Source organism: Rhodanobacter terrae (assembly GCF_042657005.1).
Classification (GTDB): Bacteria; Pseudomonadota; Gammaproteobacteria; order Xanthomonadales; family Rhodanobacteraceae; genus Rhodanobacter; species Rhodanobacter terrae.
Genome location: NZ_JBHSNG010000027.1, coordinates 15,555 through 33,145 on the forward strand (window position 1 = coordinate 15,555; position 17,591 = coordinate 33,145).

General features: G+C 63.6%; 16 protein-coding genes and 1 riboswitch. Of the genes, 11 read left to right on the forward strand and 5 right to left on the reverse strand.

All coding sequences use genetic code 11. The features are described from left to right. Window positions 1-83: 83 nt before the first annotated feature. From dnaJ to ACFPPB_RS17490, 3 genes are all read left to right on the forward strand, one after another. Complete coding sequence (gene dnaJ, locus ACFPPB_RS17480) at window positions 84-1,211, forward strand: molecular chaperone DnaJ (RefSeq protein ID WP_377329445.1); 1,128 nt, start codon at window positions 84-86, stop codon at window positions 1,209-1,211. A gap of 55 nt (window positions 1,212-1,266) precedes the next feature. Further along, window positions 1,267-2,067, forward strand: coding sequence for a 4-hydroxy-tetrahydrodipicolinate reductase (dapB, locus tag ACFPPB_RS17485; RefSeq protein WP_377329447.1), 801 nt, complete (start codon window positions 1,267-1,269; stop codon window positions 2,065-2,067). A gap of 77 nt (window positions 2,068-2,144) precedes the next feature. Beyond that, window positions 2,145-2,305: riboswitch (yybP-ykoY riboswitch) on the forward strand. 57 nt (window positions 2,306-2,362) lie between these two features. Further along, entirely contained in the window at window positions 2,363-3,367 is a 1,005-nt protein-coding gene (locus tag ACFPPB_RS17490) for a sodium:calcium antiporter (RefSeq protein WP_377329449.1), read from the forward strand. A 34-nt stretch (window positions 3,368-3,401) separates the two neighbouring features. On the opposite strand, the gene ACFPPB_RS17495 is transcribed toward ACFPPB_RS17490, so the two are convergent. After that, on the reverse strand, window positions 3,402-4,097 hold the full coding sequence (locus ACFPPB_RS17495) for a 2OG-Fe(II) oxygenase (protein WP_377329451.1): 696 nt from the start codon (window positions 4,095-4,097) through the stop codon (window positions 3,402-3,404). A 212-nt stretch (window positions 4,098-4,309) separates the two neighbouring features. On the opposite strand from ACFPPB_RS17495, the gene carA reads away from it, so the two are divergent. Genes carA through greA form a run of 3 tightly spaced genes read left to right on the forward strand, consistent with a single transcriptional unit; the run spans window position 4,310 to window position 9,137 of the window. Next, on the forward strand, window positions 4,310-5,437 hold the full coding sequence (carA, locus tag ACFPPB_RS17500) for a glutamine-hydrolyzing carbamoyl-phosphate synthase small subunit (protein WP_377329453.1): 1,128 nt from the start codon (window positions 4,310-4,312) through the stop codon (window positions 5,435-5,437). Further along, window positions 5,437-8,664, forward strand: coding sequence for a carbamoyl-phosphate synthase large subunit (gene carB / locus ACFPPB_RS17505; RefSeq protein ID WP_377329455.1), 3,228 nt, complete (start codon window positions 5,437-5,439; stop codon window positions 8,662-8,664). The genes carA and carB overlap by 1 nt, the downstream gene beginning before the upstream one ends. Next, complete coding sequence (greA, locus tag ACFPPB_RS17510) at window positions 8,661-9,137, forward strand: transcription elongation factor GreA (protein ID WP_377329457.1); 477 nt, start codon at window positions 8,661-8,663, stop codon at window positions 9,135-9,137. The genes carB and greA overlap by 4 nt, the downstream gene beginning before the upstream one ends. A gap of 105 nt (window positions 9,138-9,242) precedes the next feature. Here the strand turns inward: greA and ykgO are convergent, their stop codons facing one another. The 4 genes from ykgO to ACFPPB_RS17530 all read right to left on the reverse strand — a co-directional run bounded on the left by ykgO (window position 9,243) and on the right by ACFPPB_RS17530 (window position 12,993). Then, complete coding sequence (ykgO, locus tag ACFPPB_RS17515; RefSeq protein ID WP_007080705.1) at window positions 9,243-9,368, reverse strand: type B 50S ribosomal protein L36; 126 nt, start codon at window positions 9,366-9,368, stop codon at window positions 9,243-9,245. Between the two features lie 63 nt (window positions 9,369-9,431). Next, window positions 9,432-10,343, reverse strand: a complete 912-nt coding sequence (locus ACFPPB_RS17520; protein WP_377329459.1) for a LysR family transcriptional regulator — start codon at window positions 10,341-10,343, stop codon at window positions 9,432-9,434. 263 nt (window positions 10,344-10,606) lie between these two features. Further along, a complete protein-coding gene (locus ACFPPB_RS17525; RefSeq protein ID WP_377329461.1) occupies window positions 10,607-12,625 on the reverse strand; it encodes an oxidoreductase in 2,019 nt (672 codons plus the stop codon). Between the two features lie 110 nt (window positions 12,626-12,735). Continuing rightward, entirely contained in the window at window positions 12,736-12,993 is a 258-nt protein-coding gene (locus ACFPPB_RS17530; RefSeq protein WP_377329463.1) for an acyl-CoA-binding protein, read from the reverse strand. A gap of 101 nt (window positions 12,994-13,094) precedes the next feature. Here ACFPPB_RS17530 and cmk point away from each other — a divergent pair, with 101 nt between their 5' ends. The 5 genes from cmk (at window position 13,095) to lapB (ending at window position 17,591) form a co-directional block, all read left to right on the forward strand. Further along, window positions 13,095-13,775 carry a (d)CMP kinase gene (gene cmk, locus ACFPPB_RS17535; RefSeq protein ID WP_377329465.1) on the forward strand — a complete coding sequence of 227 codons (681 nt, stop codon included), beginning with the start codon at window positions 13,095-13,097 and terminating at the stop codon, window positions 13,773-13,775. Window positions 13,776-13,950: 175 nt separating this feature from the next. Continuing rightward, a complete protein-coding gene (gene rpsA, locus ACFPPB_RS17540; RefSeq protein ID WP_072761365.1) occupies window positions 13,951-15,627 on the forward strand; it encodes a 30S ribosomal protein S1 in 1,677 nt (558 codons plus the stop codon). Between the two features lie 72 nt (window positions 15,628-15,699). Beyond that, on the forward strand, window positions 15,700-15,999 hold the full coding sequence (locus ACFPPB_RS17545) for an integration host factor subunit beta (RefSeq protein WP_377329467.1): 300 nt from the start codon (window positions 15,700-15,702) through the stop codon (window positions 15,997-15,999). A 165-nt stretch (window positions 16,000-16,164) separates the two neighbouring features. Beyond that, window positions 16,165-16,422, forward strand: a complete 258-nt coding sequence (locus ACFPPB_RS17550; protein WP_377329469.1) for a LapA family protein — start codon at window positions 16,165-16,167, stop codon at window positions 16,420-16,422. Then, window positions 16,419-17,591 carry a lipopolysaccharide assembly protein LapB gene (lapB, locus tag ACFPPB_RS17555; protein WP_377329471.1) on the forward strand — a complete coding sequence of 391 codons (1,173 nt, stop codon included), beginning with the start codon at window positions 16,419-16,421 and terminating at the stop codon, window positions 17,589-17,591. The genes ACFPPB_RS17550 and lapB overlap by 4 nt, the downstream gene beginning before the upstream one ends.

Consider the following 17,591-nt stretch of genomic DNA (forward strand, 5'->3'; position numbering starts at 1 on the left):
ACCAGCCCGCGCCAGGAATCCTCCCGGCGTGGGCTGTTTGCTGAAGGCAGGACAGGGGCGCGACGAGCAGTGTGGATGCATGAATGAGCAAGCGTGATTACTACGAAGTGCTGGGTGTCGAACGCAGCGTCAGCGACATCGAGCTGAAAAAGTCGTTCCGACGACTGGCGATGAAATACCACCCGGACCGCTGCCCGGACGATCCGGCTGCGCAGGACAAGTTCAAGGAAGCCAAAGAGGCCTACGAAGTGCTGGCCGACGCGCAGAAACGCGCGATGTACGACCAGCACGGTCATGCTGCGTTCGAGCATGGCATGGGTGGCCGCGGCGGCGCCGGTTTCGGCGATGTCGGCGATATTTTTGGCGATATTTTTGGCGACATTTTCGGTCGCAGTGGTGGCGGTCGCGGGCGCGCACGGCGCGGCTCCGATCTGCGCTACATCATGGAGCTGGATATGGAAGAAGCCGTGTTCGGCGTCAGCCGGCAGATCGAGGTGCCGACCCAGGTCAACTGCCACCATTGCAACGGCAGTGGCTCGGAAGACGGCAAGGTCAGCAAGTGCAAGACCTGCCACGGCCACGGCCAGGTACGCATGCAGAACGGCATCTTCTCGATCCAGCAGGCCTGCCCGCATTGCGGCGGTACCGGCCAGGCGATCGAGAAGCCATGCAAGAAATGCCATGGCGAAGGCCGGATCGAGGAGACCCGCACGCTGTCGGTGCAGATACCCGAAGGCGTCGACAACGGCGATCGCATCCGCCTGACCGGGCAGGGCGAGGCCGGTCCGTCCGGTGCGCCGGCGGGCGACCTGTACGTGGAAGTGCACGTACGCGAGCACGCGATCTTCCAGCGCGAAGGCAACGATCTCTATTGCGAAATTCCGATCCGTTTCTCGCAGGCCGCGCTGGGCGCCGAGTTGCCGGTGCCGACGCTGGAAGGCGAGGTGCCGATCAGCATTCCGCCGGAAACACAGACCGGCACCCAGTTCCGCCTGCGTGGCCGTGGCGTCAAGTCGGTGCGCAGCAGTCGGCACGGCGACCTGATCTGCCGCGTAGTGGTGGAAACGCCGGTGCGGCTGACCAGACAGCAGCGCGAATTGCTGGAATCACTGGAAGCCACGTTCGACAGCAACGATGCCGGCAAGCACACGCCGCGCGCCAAAGGCTGGGTCGACGGCGTGAAGCAATTCTGGTCGAAAGTCACCGCATGATGTGACGGCACACGCGGTAGCATGTGCCGATCGACGATTTGACTGGGATGTGTCTATGACCCGACTTGTCCGCCTCGCCATCAGCGGCGCCTCCGGCCGCATGGGCCGAGCGTTGCTGAGCCTGCTCGGCGAGGACTCGCGCTTCGAGCTGGTGCATGCGGTCGTGGCGCCGGGCTCGGCCCACGACGGCCAACCGGTATTTGCCGGTGACGCGGGCTCGTTGCGCTGCGCGCACGACTGGACGCATGCGCCGGCAGTCGATGTCATCATCGACTTCAGCGGCCCGGCTGCTTTGGCGATGGCGCTCGACCACTGCCTGGCGCATGGCACGGCGCTGGTGAGCGGTACCACCGGCATCGACGCCGCGCAGGAAGCGCGGCTTGCCGAGGCAGGCAAGAGCATCGCGATCCTGCGCGCTGCCAATTTCAGCCTGGGCGTCGCGGTGCTGACGCGGCTGTTGCGCGAGGCTTCCACGGGTTTGCCGGATTGGGATCTGGAAATCGTCGAGGCGCATCACGGCCGCAAACAGGATGCACCGTCCGGTACTGCGCTGGCGCTGGGTCACGCCGCTGCAGCCGCGCGCCGCACCACGCTGGAAGCCTCGGCGGTGTACAGCCGCGAAGGCCTGACCGGCGAACGCACCGGGGGCTGCATCGGCTTTGCCGTGGTGCGTGGCGGCGATATCGTCGGCGAGCACACGGCCATGCTGATCGGGCAGGGCGAACGGCTGGAGCTGGTTCATCGCGCCACCGACCGCTCGATTTTTGCGCGCGGCGCCCTGCAGGCGGCGCATTGGCTGGCAGGTCGTGACCCAGGGCTCTGGCAGCTCGACGACACGATCGCCACCGCCAGATAGATCGCGCTTTCCGGCGTTGCGCGTGGATGAGCCGGCCGTTGGCTTGTGCCCGGTGGCCCATGCCGTTAGCATTCCCGCACGTTGTCATTGGGGAGTAGCCAGCCTCGTCCCCTGAGGCGTTCGCATCAACACACTTGGTCGTCGCTGTTTCCGGCGCCATGGTGCGAACAGCTGCCGTCGCCGCCAGGTGATGAGCATGCCCGGCGAGACCTTTGGCCTTCGACATGCTCACCCGGCCGGGCGAGCGGTGTCGTTGTGCCATCGGTCATCCGCTCGCCCGGCCCAGTGCAATCCCATGTTGCTCACCCTATGTCTGTTTCTCGGTTCGGCCGGCGCGATCTATCTCGCCTGCGAATACTTCGTCAACGGCGTCGAATGGTTCGGGCAGAAGCTCAAGCTGGGTGCGACGGCGATCGGTACGGTGCTGGCCGCGTTCGGTACGGCGCTGCCGGAAAGCGCGGTGACTTTCGTCGCGGTGATATTCGGCAAGACCCCCGAAGCGCGCGACATCGGCGTGGGCGCGGCGATGGGCGGCCCGCTGGTGCTGGCCACGATCGCCTATGCCGTCGTCGGCGTGGCGATGTGGTGCAATCGCAGCCGGCTGCTGCGGGCCGACCGGATCGTCCGGGTCGACCATCGGCGATTGGCGCGCGATCAATCGTGGTTTCTGGCGATCTTTGCGGTCAAAGTGGGTCTGGGCCTGGTCGTCTTCGCGTTCAAGCCACTGCTCGGCGTGCTGTTTCTTGCTGCCTACGGCATGTACGTTTGGCGTGAAATGCGCAGCGACGACAGCGCCCCGGAAGACGAGACGCTGGAGCGGTTGAAGTTTCGTCCCGGCGATGCCGAGCCGGCCCTGCGCTGGGTTGCCGCGCAGACGGTTGCGGCGCTGCTGGTGATCGCGGTGGCATCGCGAGTGTTCGTCAGCCAGCTCGAAGCGATCGGCGTAGCGTTTTCGCTACCCCCGCACCTGGTCGCCCTGCTGCTCAGCCCTGTGGCGACGGAACTGCCGGAAACCGTCAACGCGCTGATCTGGGTGCGTCAGGGCAAGGAGCGGTTGGCGCTGGCCAACATCTCCGGCTCGATGATGATACAGGCCACGATTCCGAGCTCGCTGGCCCTGTTCGCCACACCGTGGCTGTTCGATAGGCCGTTGATCGTGGCCGGCGTGCTGACCGCTCTCGCCATCATCTATCTCTGGTGGTTGTTCCGCCGCGGCAAGGTGGATGCACGCGGGCTGCTCCCGGTCGGCCTGTTGTACGGCGTGTTCGCGGCATTCGTGACGTGGCACTTTGCCCGATGACGGGCAACCGGGGCTGCGATGCGCCGGCTCGGAATCAATCAGGGTGCGAAGCGTTGCGGTCGCGTCCGGCGCCCAGCTTGGTGTCGAGGCTGCCGAACAGTTTCTTGAACGCCCGCGAGAACTTGCCGCGCTTGGTCTTGCGCAGTTTTTCTTTTTCGCTGGTGAGCCAAGCGACCTGGATTACCCGTCGTTCGCCCTCGTAGGGCAAATGGCCATGGAAGGAATTTTCGCAGCGCTTGAACACTGCGAATTCACCGTAGAGCGGAGTCAGTTCCGGGACCACGACGCTGTCGATGTCGTCGATCTTGTGCAGGAAACGCAGGCAGCCATCGCTGGTGTCCGGCCATTGCGTGTTGAGATAGAGCAGCGCCGTGGCCACCTTGGACTTGCTGTCGGTATGGATAGTGCCGTGGCGTTTGTTGAGCAGCCGGCACAACGTCACCAGCGCCGGGTACTGGCCGAGATTGTCGATGCCCAGCCGCCGACCCACGGCGCTGGCAAAGGCCGGCGTGGTCATGTTCTCGATCAGCGCATTGACGGACGGACCGCAGTCGCTCGGGTCGTACGGGAAGAAACCGGCACTGGCATAACGCGGGAAGTCGCGGTCCAGCTCGCTGCGCACCTCGTCCGGCAGCTGGCCGTGCGCCACCATGAACGGAAAAGGTTGCTGCTGCACCGTGGTATCCGGGCGATCGAGGCGGGCGGGATCGAGCAATACGGCGGCGCTCATGGACATTCAACTCCATTGAAATTTGGCTTAGTGTAGCGCCGACCGATCGGCGGTGATGGGCGCGAAAACGCATAATTCAGGCTGTGTAAGGTGGACAGAAACGTCGCCTCCGCTTATCATTTCAACCCGCCCTGATCCTTTCCTTTCCAAGCTCCACAAGCCAGCAATCCTGCGGCTTGCGGACGTTGCTGCATCTAAAAGGCGGTTACCGTATGCCTATTCCTGCTCTGCTGGCCCTCGAAGACGGCAGCGTGTTCCATGGTCATGCCGTTGGCGCGATCGGCGAGACTGTCGGCGAGGTGGTCTTCAACACCGCGATGACGGGTTACCAGGAGATCCTGACCGATCCTTCCTATTCGCGCCAGATCGTCACGCTGACTTACCCGCATATCGGCAACACCGGCGTCAATGCCGAGGATGTCGAATCCACGGCCGTGCACGCCGCCGGACTGATCGTGCGGGACGTGCCACGCCGGGCCAGCAACTGGCGCAACAACGAAAGCCTGCCCGATTACCTGAAGCGCCATGGCACCGTCGCCATCGCCGGCATCGATACCCGCCGGCTGACCCGCATTCTGCGCCACAAGGGCGCGCTGGCCGGTTGTGTCATGGCCGGCGAGCAGGTCGACGCGGAGACGGCGCTGGCGAAAGCGCGCGCGTTCCCCGGCTTGAACGGGATGGATCTAGCCAAGGTGGTCAGCACGGCCAAGCCGTACGTGTGGAAGCAGGGCATATATGACCTGGACCGCACCGCGTTCAATCAGCCGGCGACTCGTTTCAAGGTGGTCGCCTACGACTTCGGCATCAAGCTCAACATCCTGCGCCTGCTGGCCGAGCAAGGCTGCGAAGTCACCGTGGTGCCGGCACAGACGCCTGCCGCCGAAGTGCTGGCGATGCAGCCCGATGGGGTGCTCCTTTCCAATGGGCCGGGCGATCCCGCGGCCTGTGATTACGCGATTGCCGCCACCCGCGAACTGCTCGACGCGAAGATTCCGTTGTTCGGCATCTGCCTCGGTCACCAGCTGATGGGCCTGGCGCTGGGTGCGAAGACGCTGAAGATGAAGTTCGGCCATCACGGCGCCAATCATCCGGTGAAGGACCACGATGATGGCCGTGTGCTGATCACCTCGCAGAACCACGGCTTCGCGGTCGACCCGGCGACGCTGCCGGCGAATGTGCGGGCCACCCACAGCTCGCTGTTCGATGGTTCGCTGCAGGGCTTCGCGCTGACCGACCGGCCGGCGTTCTGCTTCCAGGGCCATCCGGAAGCGAGCCCCGGGCCGCTCGACATCGGCTATCTGTTCAAACGTTTCGCGGCACTGATGCAGGAGGCCCGCTGATGGCCAAGCGTACCGATATCAAGAGCATCCTCATCATCGGCGCCGGCCCGATCGTGATCGGCCAGGCCTGCGAGTTCGATTACTCGGGCGCGCAGGCGTGCAAGGCGCTGAAGGAAGAGGGTTACCGGGTGATCCTGGTGAACTCCAACCCCGCCACGATCATGACCGACCCCGAGACCGCCGACGCGGTCTACATCGAGCCGATCAACTGGCAGACGGTAGAACGCATCATCGCCAAAGAACGCCCGGATGCGGTGCTGCCCACGATGGGCGGCCAGACCGGACTCAACTGCGCGCTGGATCTGGCCGACAACGGCGTGCTGGAGAAATACAACGTCGAGTTGATCGGCGCCTCGCGCGAAGCGATCCGCATGGCCGAGGACCGCGAGCTGTTTCGCGTGGCGATGGCGGAAATCGGGCTTGACTGCCCGAAGGCCGAAGTGGTGCGTACATTCGAGCAGGCGCTGCTGACCCAGGCCAAGGTCGGTTATCCCACCGTCATCCGCCCCAGCTTCACGCTGGGTGGTTCCGGGGGCGGTATCGCCTACAACCGCGAGGAGTTCGAGGAGATCGTCAAGCGTGGTCTCGAATTGTCACCGGTGGGCGAGGTGCTGGTCGAGGAGTCCGTGCTCGGCTGGAAAGAGTTCGAGATGGAAGTTGTCCGCGACACCGCGGACAACTGCATCATCGTCTGCTCGATCGAGAATCTCGATCCGATGGGCGTGCACACCGGCGACTCGATCACCGTGGCGCCGGCGCAGACGCTCACCGACAAGGAATACCAACGCCTGCGCGACGCCTCGATCGCGGTGCTGCGCAAGATCGGCGTGGATACCGGCGGCTCCAACGTGCAGTTCGGCATCAATGCCGAGAACGGCCGTGTCGTCGTCATCGAGATGAATCCGCGCGTATCGCGTTCGTCGGCACTGGCATCGAAGGCGACCGGTTTTCCGATCGCCAAGATCGCCGCGAAATTGGCGGTTGGCTACACGCTGGACGAGCTGAAGAACGACATCACCGGCGGCCTGACCCCGGCCTCGTTCGAGCCGTCGATCGACTATGTGGTCACCAAGATTCCGCGTTTTGCGTTCGAGAAATTCCCGGCCGCCGATGCCCGCCTGACCACCCAGATGAAATCGGTGGGCGAGGTGATGGCGATCGGCCGCAGCTTTCATGAGTCACTGCAGAAGGCACTGCGCGGCCTGGAGATCGGCAAGACCGGCCTCAATCCGACCGGCCTGGACATCAGCACCGAGGACGGCCTGGCCGTACTCAAGCGCGAGCTGCGCGAACCCCGGCCGGATCGTGTATTCCATCTGGCCGATGCATTTCGCGCCGGCCTGTCACTGGAGGAAGTGCACAGTCTGAGCCGGGTCGATCCCTGGTTCCTCGCCGCGTTCGAGGACATCGTGCTGACCGAGGCCGAGGTCATCAAACAAGGACTGACCGCGCTGAACGAGCCGCGCATGCGCGAACTCAAGCGGCTCGGTTTCGCCGACGCACGCGTGGCCGAGCTGCTCAATACAGACGAAGCTTCCGTGCGTCACCTGCGTCATACGCTAGGCGTGCGGCCGGTATACAAGCGGGTGGATTCCTGCGCGGCCGAGTTCGCCACCAGCACGGCCTACATGTATTCGACCTACGAGGAAGAGTGCGAAGCGAACCCGACCAACCGCGACAAGATCATCGTGCTCGGCGGCGGCCCGAACCGGATCGGGCAGGGCATCGAGTTCGATTACTGCTGCGTGCATGCCTCGCTGGCGCTGCGTGAGGATGGCTACGAGACCATCATGGTCAACTGCAATCCTGAAACCGTCTCGACCGATTACGACACCTCCGATCGCCTGTACTTCGAGCCGTTGACGCTGGAGGACGTGCTGGAAATCGTCCATGTGGAGAAACCGAAGGGCGTGATCGTGCAGTACGGCGGACAGACTCCGCTGAAGCTGGCGCGCGCACTGGAAGCGGCTGGCGTGCCGATCATCGGCACCAGTCCGGATTCGATCGACCTGGCCGAGGACCGCGAGCGTTTCCAGCAGATGATCGAGAAGATCGGCTTGAAGCAGCCGCCGAACCGCACCGCACGCAATGCCGACGAGGCGCTGGCGCTGGCCCGCGAGATCGGCTACCCGCTGGTGGTGCGGCCGAGCTACGTGCTGGGCGGCCGCGCGATGGAAGTGGTGCACGACGACGCCGACCTGGCGCGCTACATACGTGACGCGGTGAAGGTCTCCAACGACTCGCCGGTGCTGCTCGACCGTTTCCTCGATCACGCGGTCGAGGTCGACGTGGACGTGATCGCCGATGCCGGAGGCAATGTGCTGATCGGCGGCATCATGGAGCACATCGAGGAGGCCGGCGTGCACTCGGGCGATTCGTCCTGCTCGCTGCCGCCGTATTCGCTGACGCCGCAGATCCAGGATGAGATGCGCCGCCAGGTCACCGCCATGGCGAAGGAGCTGCAAGTCATCGGCCTGATGAACACGCAGTTCGCGATCCAGGGCGATACCGTGTTCATCCTGGAGGTGAACCCGCGCGCCTCGCGTACCGTACCGTTCGTGTCCAAGGCCACGGGTGTGCCGCTGGCCAAGATCGCCGCCCGCGTGATGGCGGGTCGCTCGCTGGCGAGCCTGGGTGCGACGCGCGAAGTGATCCCCGCGTACTACTCGGTGAAGGAGGCGATCTTCCCGTTCCTGAAGTTCCAGAATGTCGACCCGATCCTCGGTCCGGAGATGCGCTCGACGGGTGAAGTGATGGGTGTCGGCCGCAGTTTCGGTGCGGCGTTCGCGCGGGGTCACGAGGCGGCGGGGATCCGGCCGCCGACCGTGGGCAAGGTATTCCTGTCGGTGCGCGACGGCGACAAGGAGCGGCTGCTGCCAGTGGCACGGGAAGTCATCTCGCGCGGGTTCAATCTGGTGGCGACCTCCGGTACGGCCAGCTATCTGGCCGAACACGGCGTGGTCTGCGAACGCGTCAACAAGGTGCTTGAGGGCCGTCCGCACATCGTCGACCTGATCAAGAACGGCGAAATCGTCTATATCGTCAACACCACCGAGGGCAAGCAGGCGATCGCCGACTCGTTCTCGATCCGGCGCGAGGCATTGCAGCATCGCGTCACCTATTCCACTACCGTTGCAGGTGCCCGTGCGCTAGTGCATTCGCTGGATTTCCGCAGCGATGGCGAGGTGCACAGCCTGCAGGAACTGCACAAGGAGTTGAGCGCATGAGTCGTGCTCCCATCACCAAGGCCGGCTCGGAGCGCCTTCGCGCCGAACTGGAGAGACTGAAGTCGGTCGACCGTCCGCGCATCATCGCGGCGATCGCCGAGGCGCGCGCGCATGGCGACCTCAAGGAAAACGCCGAATATCACGCCGCACGCGAATTGCAGAGCTTCACCGAAGGTCGCATCGCTCAGCTCGAGGCGTTGCTGTCGACGGCCGAAGTGATCGATGTCACCCAGCTCAATCCCGGCAACAAGGTGGTGTTCGGCGCCATCGTCGATCTGGAAGATGAGGACAGCGGCGCAGCCGTGACCTATCAGATCGTCGGCGACCTTGAAGCCGACATCAAGCATCACCTGATCGCGGTGTCCTCGCCGATTGCGCGGGCGCTGATCGGAAAGATCTCCGGCGACAGCTTCGAATTCACTGCCCCGAATGGCGTCAAGCACTACGAGATCATCGGCGTCCGTTACGAATAAGCGGGACGGTACCGGCGTCCGCTTGCAGCAGCGCAACGGACGCGCATGAAAAAGGCCGCTTGCGCGGCCTTTTTCATGACTTCGTCAGCAACTGGCCAGTGGGGCCTAGCGCTGACGAGCCTTGAAACGGGGATTGCTCTTGCAGATCACGAACACCTTGCCGCGACGACGCACAATCTTGCAATCGCGGTGCCGCGCCTTGGCGGACTTCAAAGAGTTAAGCACCTTCACGGCCGGCTCCTGACACTAAAGACGAAAATGTAAGCTGGCAATTGTAACGACTCCAAGGGCTTATCACAAGCCCGGTGCGACAACAGTATCGGCGACCGTGGCCAGAAACTGCTGCAATGCCGGAGAACGATCGCCGGCACGACTGGCCACCGCCAGCAGCAGGTGGGCATCGGAGTCCTCCAGCGATACGTAACTGACCCCGGCCAGCTGCACCGTGCGCATGCTGGCCGGTACAAGAGCCAGCCCCAGCCCGGCAGCGACGAGTGCCAGCAAGCCGTTGATCTGTTGCGCATGCTGGGCAATCGTCGGCTGGAAACCAGCCTTCGCCGCCAGTTTCACCAATCGGTCGTAAAGTGTGGAGGCGAGTTCACGCGGTTGTGAAACAAACGCATCATCCGCCACTTCAGTCAGGCGCAGACTGCTGCGGTTGGCAAGCGGGTGGCCGGTGGGCAGGGCGAGCAGCAGAGGTTCGCGATCAATCACATCGAACCGAAGATCGCGGGCATCCAGGGCATGAACCGGCTCATCGCGAACAAAACCGACGTCGATCTCGCCAGCCAACAGTGCGGCGAACTGAGGTTCGGTATACATCTCGCTGAGTTTCAGGCGGACGTTGGGCGCAGTCTGGCCGTAGCGCAGCAAAGCCTGCGGCAGAGCAGGGTGAAACGACACCGAAACCGTATATGCCAGTCGTAGCTGGCCGCTGTAGCCGGCAGCGGCGGCGGTCACCTCGCTGCGTGCCTCATCGGCTTTGGCGAGGATCTGCCGGGCTTGTTCCAGGAACACTCGGCCTGGCTCGGTCAGGGCGACGTGACGCTTGGTACGCTCCAGCAAACGCACGCCCAGATCCTGTTCCAGCGACTGGATCTGCTGGGACAACGGTGGTTGGGAGAGATGCAGGCGCAGGGCCGCGCGAGTGAAGCTCAGCTCCTCGGCGACGGCGACGAAGTAGCGCAATTGACGGAAATCGAACATATACCGATTACGAATTAATGCGGCGCTAAATATATATTAGATACTTTATTGCGTCGATCATAAAATCTCTCCCGTCCCGCCACTTCCTTCCCCCCCTAGTGGCGGCGGCCCTGCTCCGCAGCGACGCTAAATACGATGTCTGGTTCAACTCCCCCCTGAACCCATATCGATGCGTCTTCCTGCGGAGCGCTTTCTTCGATACAACGACGCCGCTGCCTTTCAGACAGCGGCGTCGTTGCATCTGGCCGGTCAAATCGTGCCGATCAGATCTGGCTGGCCAGTCGGGTGCCCTGGGCGATCGCGCGCTTGGCATCGAGCTCGGCGGCGACATCGGCACCGCCGATGACGTGCACTTTGAGGCCCGCCGTGATCAATTCGTCGGCCAGCCGCCGGTTCGGTTCCTGGCCCGCGCAGATCACCACGTTGTCGACCCGCAGGGTTTGCGCAACACCGTCGACGCCGATGTGCAGGCCTTGATCATCGAAACTCCGATAGCTGACGTTGCCCAGCATGGTGACCCGCTTGGCCTTGAGTGTGGCCCGGTGTACCCAGCCGGTGGTCTTGTTGAGCCGCGCGCCGGGCCGGCCTCCACTGCGCTGCAAAAGCCAGATCTGCCGGGCTGGCGCTTCCGGCTGCGGTTTCTGCAGGCCGCCCCTTTGCGCCAGTTGCATGTCCACCCCCCATTCACGGGTCCAGCGCACTACGTCGGTGGTGGGTGAGGGGACGTGCTCGGCGAGAAACTCCGCTACGTCGAAGCCGATGCCGCCTGCGCCGATAATGGCCACCCTAGGTCCCACCGGTTTGTGGTGGGCCAGGACATCCAGATAACTCAGCACGCGTGGATCGTCGCTGCCGGGAAAATTCACCGCACGAGGGGTGATGCCGGTGGCGATCACGACTTCGTCGTAATTGCCGGCACGCAGTGAGTTTGCATCGGCGATCCGGCCGAGCCGAACATCGACGCCGCTGTCGCTCAATCGGTGGAGGAAATAGCGCAGCGTTTCGTCGAACTCTTCCTTGCCTGGGATTTGCTTGGCGTAGTTGAACTGGCCGCCAATCTCGCCGGCCTTGTCGATCAGCGTCACCGTGTGGCCGCGCTCGCCCAGCGTGCTGGCGCAAGCCATGCCGGCCGGGCCGGCACCCACGACCGCGATGCGTTTGGGCATGCTGGCAGGTTCGATCCTCAGCTCGGTTTCGTGGCAGGCGCGCGGGTTGACCAGGCAACTGGCGCGCTTGTTCTGGAACACGTGATCGAGACAGGCCTGGTTGCAGGCGATGCAGGTGTTGATGCGATCACCACGACCGGTTTTGGCCTTGTTGGCCCAGTGCGGGTCGGCCAGCAACGGGCGCGCCATCGAGACCATGTCGGCCTCGCCGTCCGCAAGGATGCGCTCGGCGACCTCGGGCATGTTGATGCGGTTGGTGGTGATCAGGGGAATCGCCACTTCACCTTTGAGCTTTTTGGTAACCCAGGCAAATCCTGCGCGCGGCACGCTGGTGACGATGGTGGGTATGCGGGCCTCGTGCCAGCCGATACCGGTGTTGATGATGCTGGCTCCGGCCGCTTCGATAGCCTTGGCCAGCGTTACGATCTCGTTCCAGTCCTGGCCGCCTTCGACCAGGTCGAGCATGGACAAGCGATAGATGATGATGAAGCCGCGGCCCACGGCATCGCGTGTGCGCCGCACAATCTCGATCGCGAAGCGCATGCGGCGGGTTGCGTCGCCACCCCAGGCATCGCTGCGCTGGTTGGTGCGCGCCGCGATGAACTGATTGATCAGATAGCCTTCCGAACCCATGATTTCGACGCCGTCGTAGCCGGCGTCCTGCGCCAGTTTCGCGCAGCGCACGAAGTCGTGGATGGTGCGCTCCACGCCACGCGACGATAGAGCTCGCGGTGTGAACGGGGTGATCGGCGACTTGATCTTCGACGGCGCCACCGACAAAGGGTGATAGCCATAGCGCCCGGCGTGCAGTATCTGGAGGCAGATGCGACCGCCCTCGGCATGCACGGCACCAGTGAGCTTGCGATGCCGTGGCTTGTGCCAGGGCATCGTGAGCCGGCCACCGAACGGTTTCAGCCAACCCTCGATGCTCGGTGCTATGCCGCCGGTGACCATCAGGCCGACGCCACCGCGTGCCCGTTCGGCGAAATACGCCGCCAGTTTGTCGTAGTCGCCGGCTTTGTCTTCCAGCCCGGTATGCATCGACCCCATCAGGATGCGGTTGGGCAGGGTGACATGGCCCAGATCGAGCGGGGCGAACAGCTTCGGATAATTCATGCGACCTGCACGGGCTCAAACGATCGTATGAATGTGCCGGTGTTGGGTATCGAAAAGCAAGCGTCGCGTAGGTCCGGCTAGGCCCAACCAGCCAGACTCGGGCCTGAAACTCACGCCAGCAGCTGACGTACCAGCTCGATGTAGCGGCGCATGGCTTCCTCTTCGGGTACGCCATTCAGTTTTGCCCAGGCCGCGTGTTTGGCGGTGCCGACGAAGTCGAAGAAACCCGGCTGGGCACGGCGCAGATCGCCCTCGGAGCCTTGTTTGTACAAAGCGTACAGCTTCAGCAAGGTGTCGTTGTCGGGGCGCGTACCCAACCGCTGGATATCCTCGGCGGCTTGCTCGAACTCGCGGCGAAGATCGGTCATAAGGCGGATTGGACTGGCAGGAAGAGCGGCTAGATAGCACGCGTTCCGGCCGGGGTCAACGCGTTAAACTTCCGCATTCTTTCGTTCAGCCAGGAAACACCATGAGCCATGCCGCGCCCGTTCCCGTACTCACCATCGACGGGCCATCCGGGTCAGGCAAGGGCACCATCAGCGCGCTGGTGGCGGAACATCTGGGCTGGCGGCTGCTGGATTCCGGCGCGCTGTACCGCGCGGTGGGCTACGCCGCCGGCATGGCCGGACTGGACTTGTCGGACGTGGATGCCGTGACCCGCTGCACCCACGCCACGAAGATCCACTTCCGGGCCGCCGGCGATGGCGGCCCGACCCGGGTGATCGTCAACGGACGCGATGCTACCGACGAATTGCGTACCGAAACCGCCGGTGCGGCGGCTTCGGCGATCGCCTCGATGCCATCGGTGCGCGAGGCCCTGGTGGCGTTGCAGCTGGGCTTTCGCAAGGCGCCGGGGCTGGTTGCCGACGGGCGCGACATGGGCACGGTGATCTTCCCGGATGCCGCGTTCAAGGTTTTCCTTACCGCGAGCGCCGCCGAACGTGCGAAAAGACGCTATAAGCAGTTGAAGGAAAAGGGACTCAGCGTTACACTTGGCGGCCTTCAGCGCGAAATTGAGGCGCGTGACAGCCGCGATGCATCGCGCGCGGTCGCGCCGCTCAAGCCTGCCGAAGATGCCGTGCTGGTGGATACCACCGGGATGGGCATCGACCAGGTCGTCGCGAAAGTACTCGCCGTCGTACAGCCTTGATCGGGTTGCGCGACGGTTTTTGCGCCTCTGCCGCGGCAGAGGATTTTGAGCCACGGTGACGACGGTCGGTTCCGAGGAACCACCCGAAGACACCCCAACCGGTGGACCGGGACGTTCGTGCGCAACACATCGACAAGCGCAACGGACCACGGTCTTTTCCCACTATGGAATCAACATGACTGAAAGTTTTGCCGAACTGTTTGAACAGAGCCAACAGGCTATCTCCAAGCTGAAGCCCGGCGCCATCGTCACCGGCATCGTTGTGGAAATCCGCAACGACGTCGTCGTGATCAATGCTGGCCTGAAGAGCGAAGGCATCGTCCCGATCGAGCAGTTCAAGAGCGAGGACGGCGTGCTGGAGGTGCAGGTAGGCGACGAGGTGAAGGTTGCCCTCGAAGCTTTGGAAGACGGTTTCGGCGAGACCAAGCTGTCGCGCGAGAAGGCCAAGCGCTCGATGGTGTGGGACGACCTCGAGCAGGCGTTCGACAAGGAAGAGACGATCGTTGGTCTGATTTCCGGCAAGGTCAAGGGCGGTTTCACGGTCGACATCAAGGACGTCCGCGCATTCCTGCCGGGCTCGCTGGTCGATGTGCGCCCGGTGCGTGACCCGGTGTTCCTCGAAGGCAAGGAACTCGAGTTCAAGATCATCAAGCTGGACCGCAAGCGCAACAACGTGGTGGTCAGCCGCCGTGCCGTCGTCGAGACCGAGTTCTCCGCCGAGCGTGAGCAGCTGCTTGAGCGCCTGACCGAAGGCGCCGTGGTCAAGGGCACCGTCAAGAACCTCACCGACTACGGCGCGTTCGTGGATCTGGGTGGCATCGATGGCCTGCTGCACATCACCGACATGGCGTGGAAGCGTGTGCGTCATCCTTCCGAAGTGGTCAACGTCGGCGACGAGCTGGACGTGCGCGTGCTGAAGTACGACAAGGAGCGCAACCGCGTTTCGCTGGGCCTGAAGCAGCTGGGCGACGATCCGTGGGTCGCCATCGCCCGTCGCTACCCGGTCGGCAGCCGCCTGTTCGGCAAGGTCTCCAACGTCACCGATTACGGCTGCTTCGTCGAGATCGAGCCGGGCGTGGAAGGCCTGGTGCACGTGTCCGAGATGGACTGGACCAACAAGAACGTCAACCCGGCCAAGGTGGTTCAGGTCGGTGACGAGACCGAAGTCACCGTGCTGGACGTGGATGAGGAGCGTCGCCGCATCTCGCTGGGCATCAAGCAGACCCGCTCGAACCCGTGGGAAGCCTTCGCAGCGATGCACAAGAAGGGCGACAAGGTCTCCGGTCAGATCAAGTCGATCACCGACTTCGGCGTGTTCATCGGCCTGGACGGTGGCATCGATGGTCTGGTGCACCTGTCCGACATCTCCTGGCAGATGTCCGGCGAAGATCTGGTCCGCAATTTCAAGAAGGGCGACGAGATCGAGGCTGTGGTGCTGGCTGTCGATCCGGAGCGCGAGCGCATCTCGCTCGGCATCAAGCAGATGGAGCAGGATCCGTTCGGTCAGTTCATGGCGGCGAATCCGCGCGGCACCATCGTCAACGGCACCGTCAAGGAAGTCGATGCGAAGGGCGCGGTGATCGATCTGGGCGAGGGCGTCGAGGGTTACCTGCGCGCCAACGACATCGCCAAGGAGCGCATCGAGGATGCCACGTTGCATCTGAAGGTGGGCGACAAGGTCGAGGCCAAGTTCACCGGCATGGATCGTAAGGGTCGCCAGCTGGCGCTCTCGATCCGCGCAAAGGACGAGGAGGATGTGCCGGAGGCAGCGGGAGCGGACTACGCGTCCGCAGCCAGCGGTACGACCAAGCTTGGTGCGCTGCTCAAAGAGCAGTTCAACAAGGCTGATTGATCGCCATTACGAGCCCGACACGGGGCGGCACATCGCCGCCCCGTTGTTTCATGTCACGGACATTGGGGTCCCATGACCAAATCCGAATTGATCGAAGCGCTGGCCATGCGCCAGACCCATCTTGCGTTTGCCGACGTCGAGATGGCCGTCAAGAGCGTGATCGAACAGATGAGTCATGCGCTGGCGCACGGCGAACGCATCGAAGTGCGCGGGTTCGGCAGCTTTGCGCTGCATTACCGGCCGCCGCGCATGGGTCGCAACCCGAAAACAGGCGAAGCCGTGGCATTGCCCGGCAAGCACGTCCCGCATTTCAAACCGGGCAAGGAATTGCGCGAAAGAGTCAATCTGGATCTGGAACAGCAAGCGGATTGACGAGGCGAGAAAGAAAGCCATCGAAGGCAGGCGACGCAAGTCGATCCTGCCTTCTTTTTGCCAGGAATCCGGGGCAGGCGGCACGTCGTTCTCGATCGGAGCCATGTCGATAGTCCAGGCTGCCCGTGGCTGTGACTGTCACGGTCAATCGGGTAAAGTCGCGGCATGCGATTGCTTGCCGTCATTGTCCTGCTCATCTTCATTGCCGCCGGCGTCGTGCTGGGTGCGCTCAACGCCGACCTGGTCGGCTACGATCTCGCGTTCGCCCGTGTGCAGTTGCCCAAGGGCGCTGCCCTGCTGGGCGGCGTGGTGATCGGCTGGCTGCTCGGCGGGCTTACCGCATGGCTTGGAGTCAGCTCGCGCCAACGTCGGCATCGCCGCCAGCAATCGGGCGCGGACAAGAGGCTTCCGGCCAAACCATGAATCTCCTGTATGTGTTTGTTCCGCTGGTGCCGGTTGCGTTCGTACTGGGCTGGTGGGCTTCCCGCCAGGTGGGTGCCCGCCGCTCCGGAGCCGAAGTCAGCGAGCTGTCGTCGGACTACTTCCGCGGCCTGAACTACCTGCTCAACGAGGAGCAGGACAAGGCGATCGAGGTCTTCCTCAAACTGGCCGAGTACAACCGCGATACGGTCGAAACGCATCTGGCGCTGGGCAACCTGTTTCGTCGTCGCGGCGAGGTCGATCGGGCGATCCGCCTGCATCAGCATCTGGTCTCCCGACCTGGCCTGTCCGATGCCATGAAGACGGTGGCCTTGCTGGAACTGGGCGAAGATTACATGCGCGCCGGCCTGCTCGACCGGGCCGAAGCGCTGTTCGCCGACCTGGTCGCGATGGATGCGCATGCGCCTTCGGCATTGCGCCACCTGATCGCGATCTACCAGCACGAACGTGACTGGCACAAGGCGATCGAACACGCCCGCCGGCTCGAAGTGATGACCGGCGAGGACGAGGCGCCGATGATCGCCCAGTTCTACTGCGAGCTGGCCGATCGGTCGCGCCAGCATGGCGCCCGTGCGGAAGCCCGCGACTACCTGCAGCAGGCGTTCAAGTGCCAGCCCGATTGTGTACGTGCCTTCATGCTGACCGGCCGTCTGCAATCCGAGGATGGCCACCACGCCGAGGCGGTGACGGCGTATGAGGCGGCGGTGGGCGCCGATATCGCGTTCACGCCGGAAATCCTGCCGCCGCTGCTCAACAGCTACGCCCATTCGCAGCAGATGGAGCGGGCGGAAATATTCCTGCGCAACATGCTCGAGCGTTATCACGGCGTCTCGCCGGTGCTGGCCTTGACCCACCTTTACCGGCAGCGCGACGGCGAACGGGCGGCGATCGACTTTCTGACGACGCAATTGCGCCTGCGGCCGTCGGTGAGGGGGCTGATGGCATTGATCGACGCCACCATGGACAAGATCGATGGCGAGGCGCGCGAAAACTTCCTGATCCTGCGCGACCTGACCAGGAAACTGCTGGAAGGCCAGGCGATGTATCGCTGCAGCCGCTGCGGTTTCGGTGCCAAGGCACATCACTGGCAGTGCCCCAGCTGCAAGAGCTGGAGTACGATCCGGCCGATTCACGGCGTCGCCAGCGAGTGA

What these genes read in the sequence shown, in the direction of transcription:
- dnaJ (WP_377329445.1), top strand. Translation starts at nt 84, where the DNA reads ATGAGCAAGCGTGATTACTACGAAGTGCTGGGTGTCGAACGCAGCGTC.
- dapB (WP_377329447.1), top strand. Translation starts at nt 1,267, where the DNA reads ATGACCCGACTTGTCCGCCTCGCCATCAGCGGCGCCTCCGGCCGCATG.
- ACFPPB_RS17490 (WP_377329449.1), top strand. Translation starts at nt 2,363, where the DNA reads ATGTTGCTCACCCTATGTCTGTTTCTCGGTTCGGCCGGCGCGATCTAT.
- ACFPPB_RS17495 (WP_377329451.1), bottom strand. Translation starts at nt 4,097, where the DNA reads ATGAGCGCCGCCGTATTGCTCGATCCCGCCCGCCTCGATCGCCCGGAT.
- carA (WP_377329453.1), top strand. Translation starts at nt 4,310, where the DNA reads ATGCCTATTCCTGCTCTGCTGGCCCTCGAAGACGGCAGCGTGTTCCAT.
- carB (WP_377329455.1), top strand. Translation starts at nt 5,437, where the DNA reads ATGGCCAAGCGTACCGATATCAAGAGCATCCTCATCATCGGCGCCGGC.
- greA (WP_377329457.1), top strand. Translation starts at nt 8,661, where the DNA reads ATGAGTCGTGCTCCCATCACCAAGGCCGGCTCGGAGCGCCTTCGCGCC.
- ACFPPB_RS17520 (WP_377329459.1), bottom strand. Translation starts at nt 10,343, where the DNA reads ATGTTCGATTTCCGTCAATTGCGCTACTTCGTCGCCGTCGCCGAGGAG.
- ACFPPB_RS17525 (WP_377329461.1), bottom strand. Translation starts at nt 12,625, where the DNA reads ATGAATTATCCGAAGCTGTTCGCCCCGCTCGATCTGGGCCATGTCACC.
- ACFPPB_RS17530 (WP_377329463.1), bottom strand. Translation starts at nt 12,993, where the DNA reads ATGACCGATCTTCGCCGCGAGTTCGAGCAAGCCGCCGAGGATATCCAG.
- cmk (WP_377329465.1), top strand. Translation starts at nt 13,095, where the DNA reads ATGAGCCATGCCGCGCCCGTTCCCGTACTCACCATCGACGGGCCATCC.
- rpsA (WP_072761365.1), top strand. Translation starts at nt 13,951, where the DNA reads ATGACTGAAAGTTTTGCCGAACTGTTTGAACAGAGCCAACAGGCTATC.
- ACFPPB_RS17545 (WP_377329467.1), top strand. Translation starts at nt 15,700, where the DNA reads ATGACCAAATCCGAATTGATCGAAGCGCTGGCCATGCGCCAGACCCAT.
- ACFPPB_RS17550 (WP_377329469.1), top strand. Translation starts at nt 16,165, where the DNA reads ATGCGATTGCTTGCCGTCATTGTCCTGCTCATCTTCATTGCCGCCGGC.
- lapB (WP_377329471.1), top strand. Translation starts at nt 16,419, where the DNA reads ATGAATCTCCTGTATGTGTTTGTTCCGCTGGTGCCGGTTGCGTTCGTA.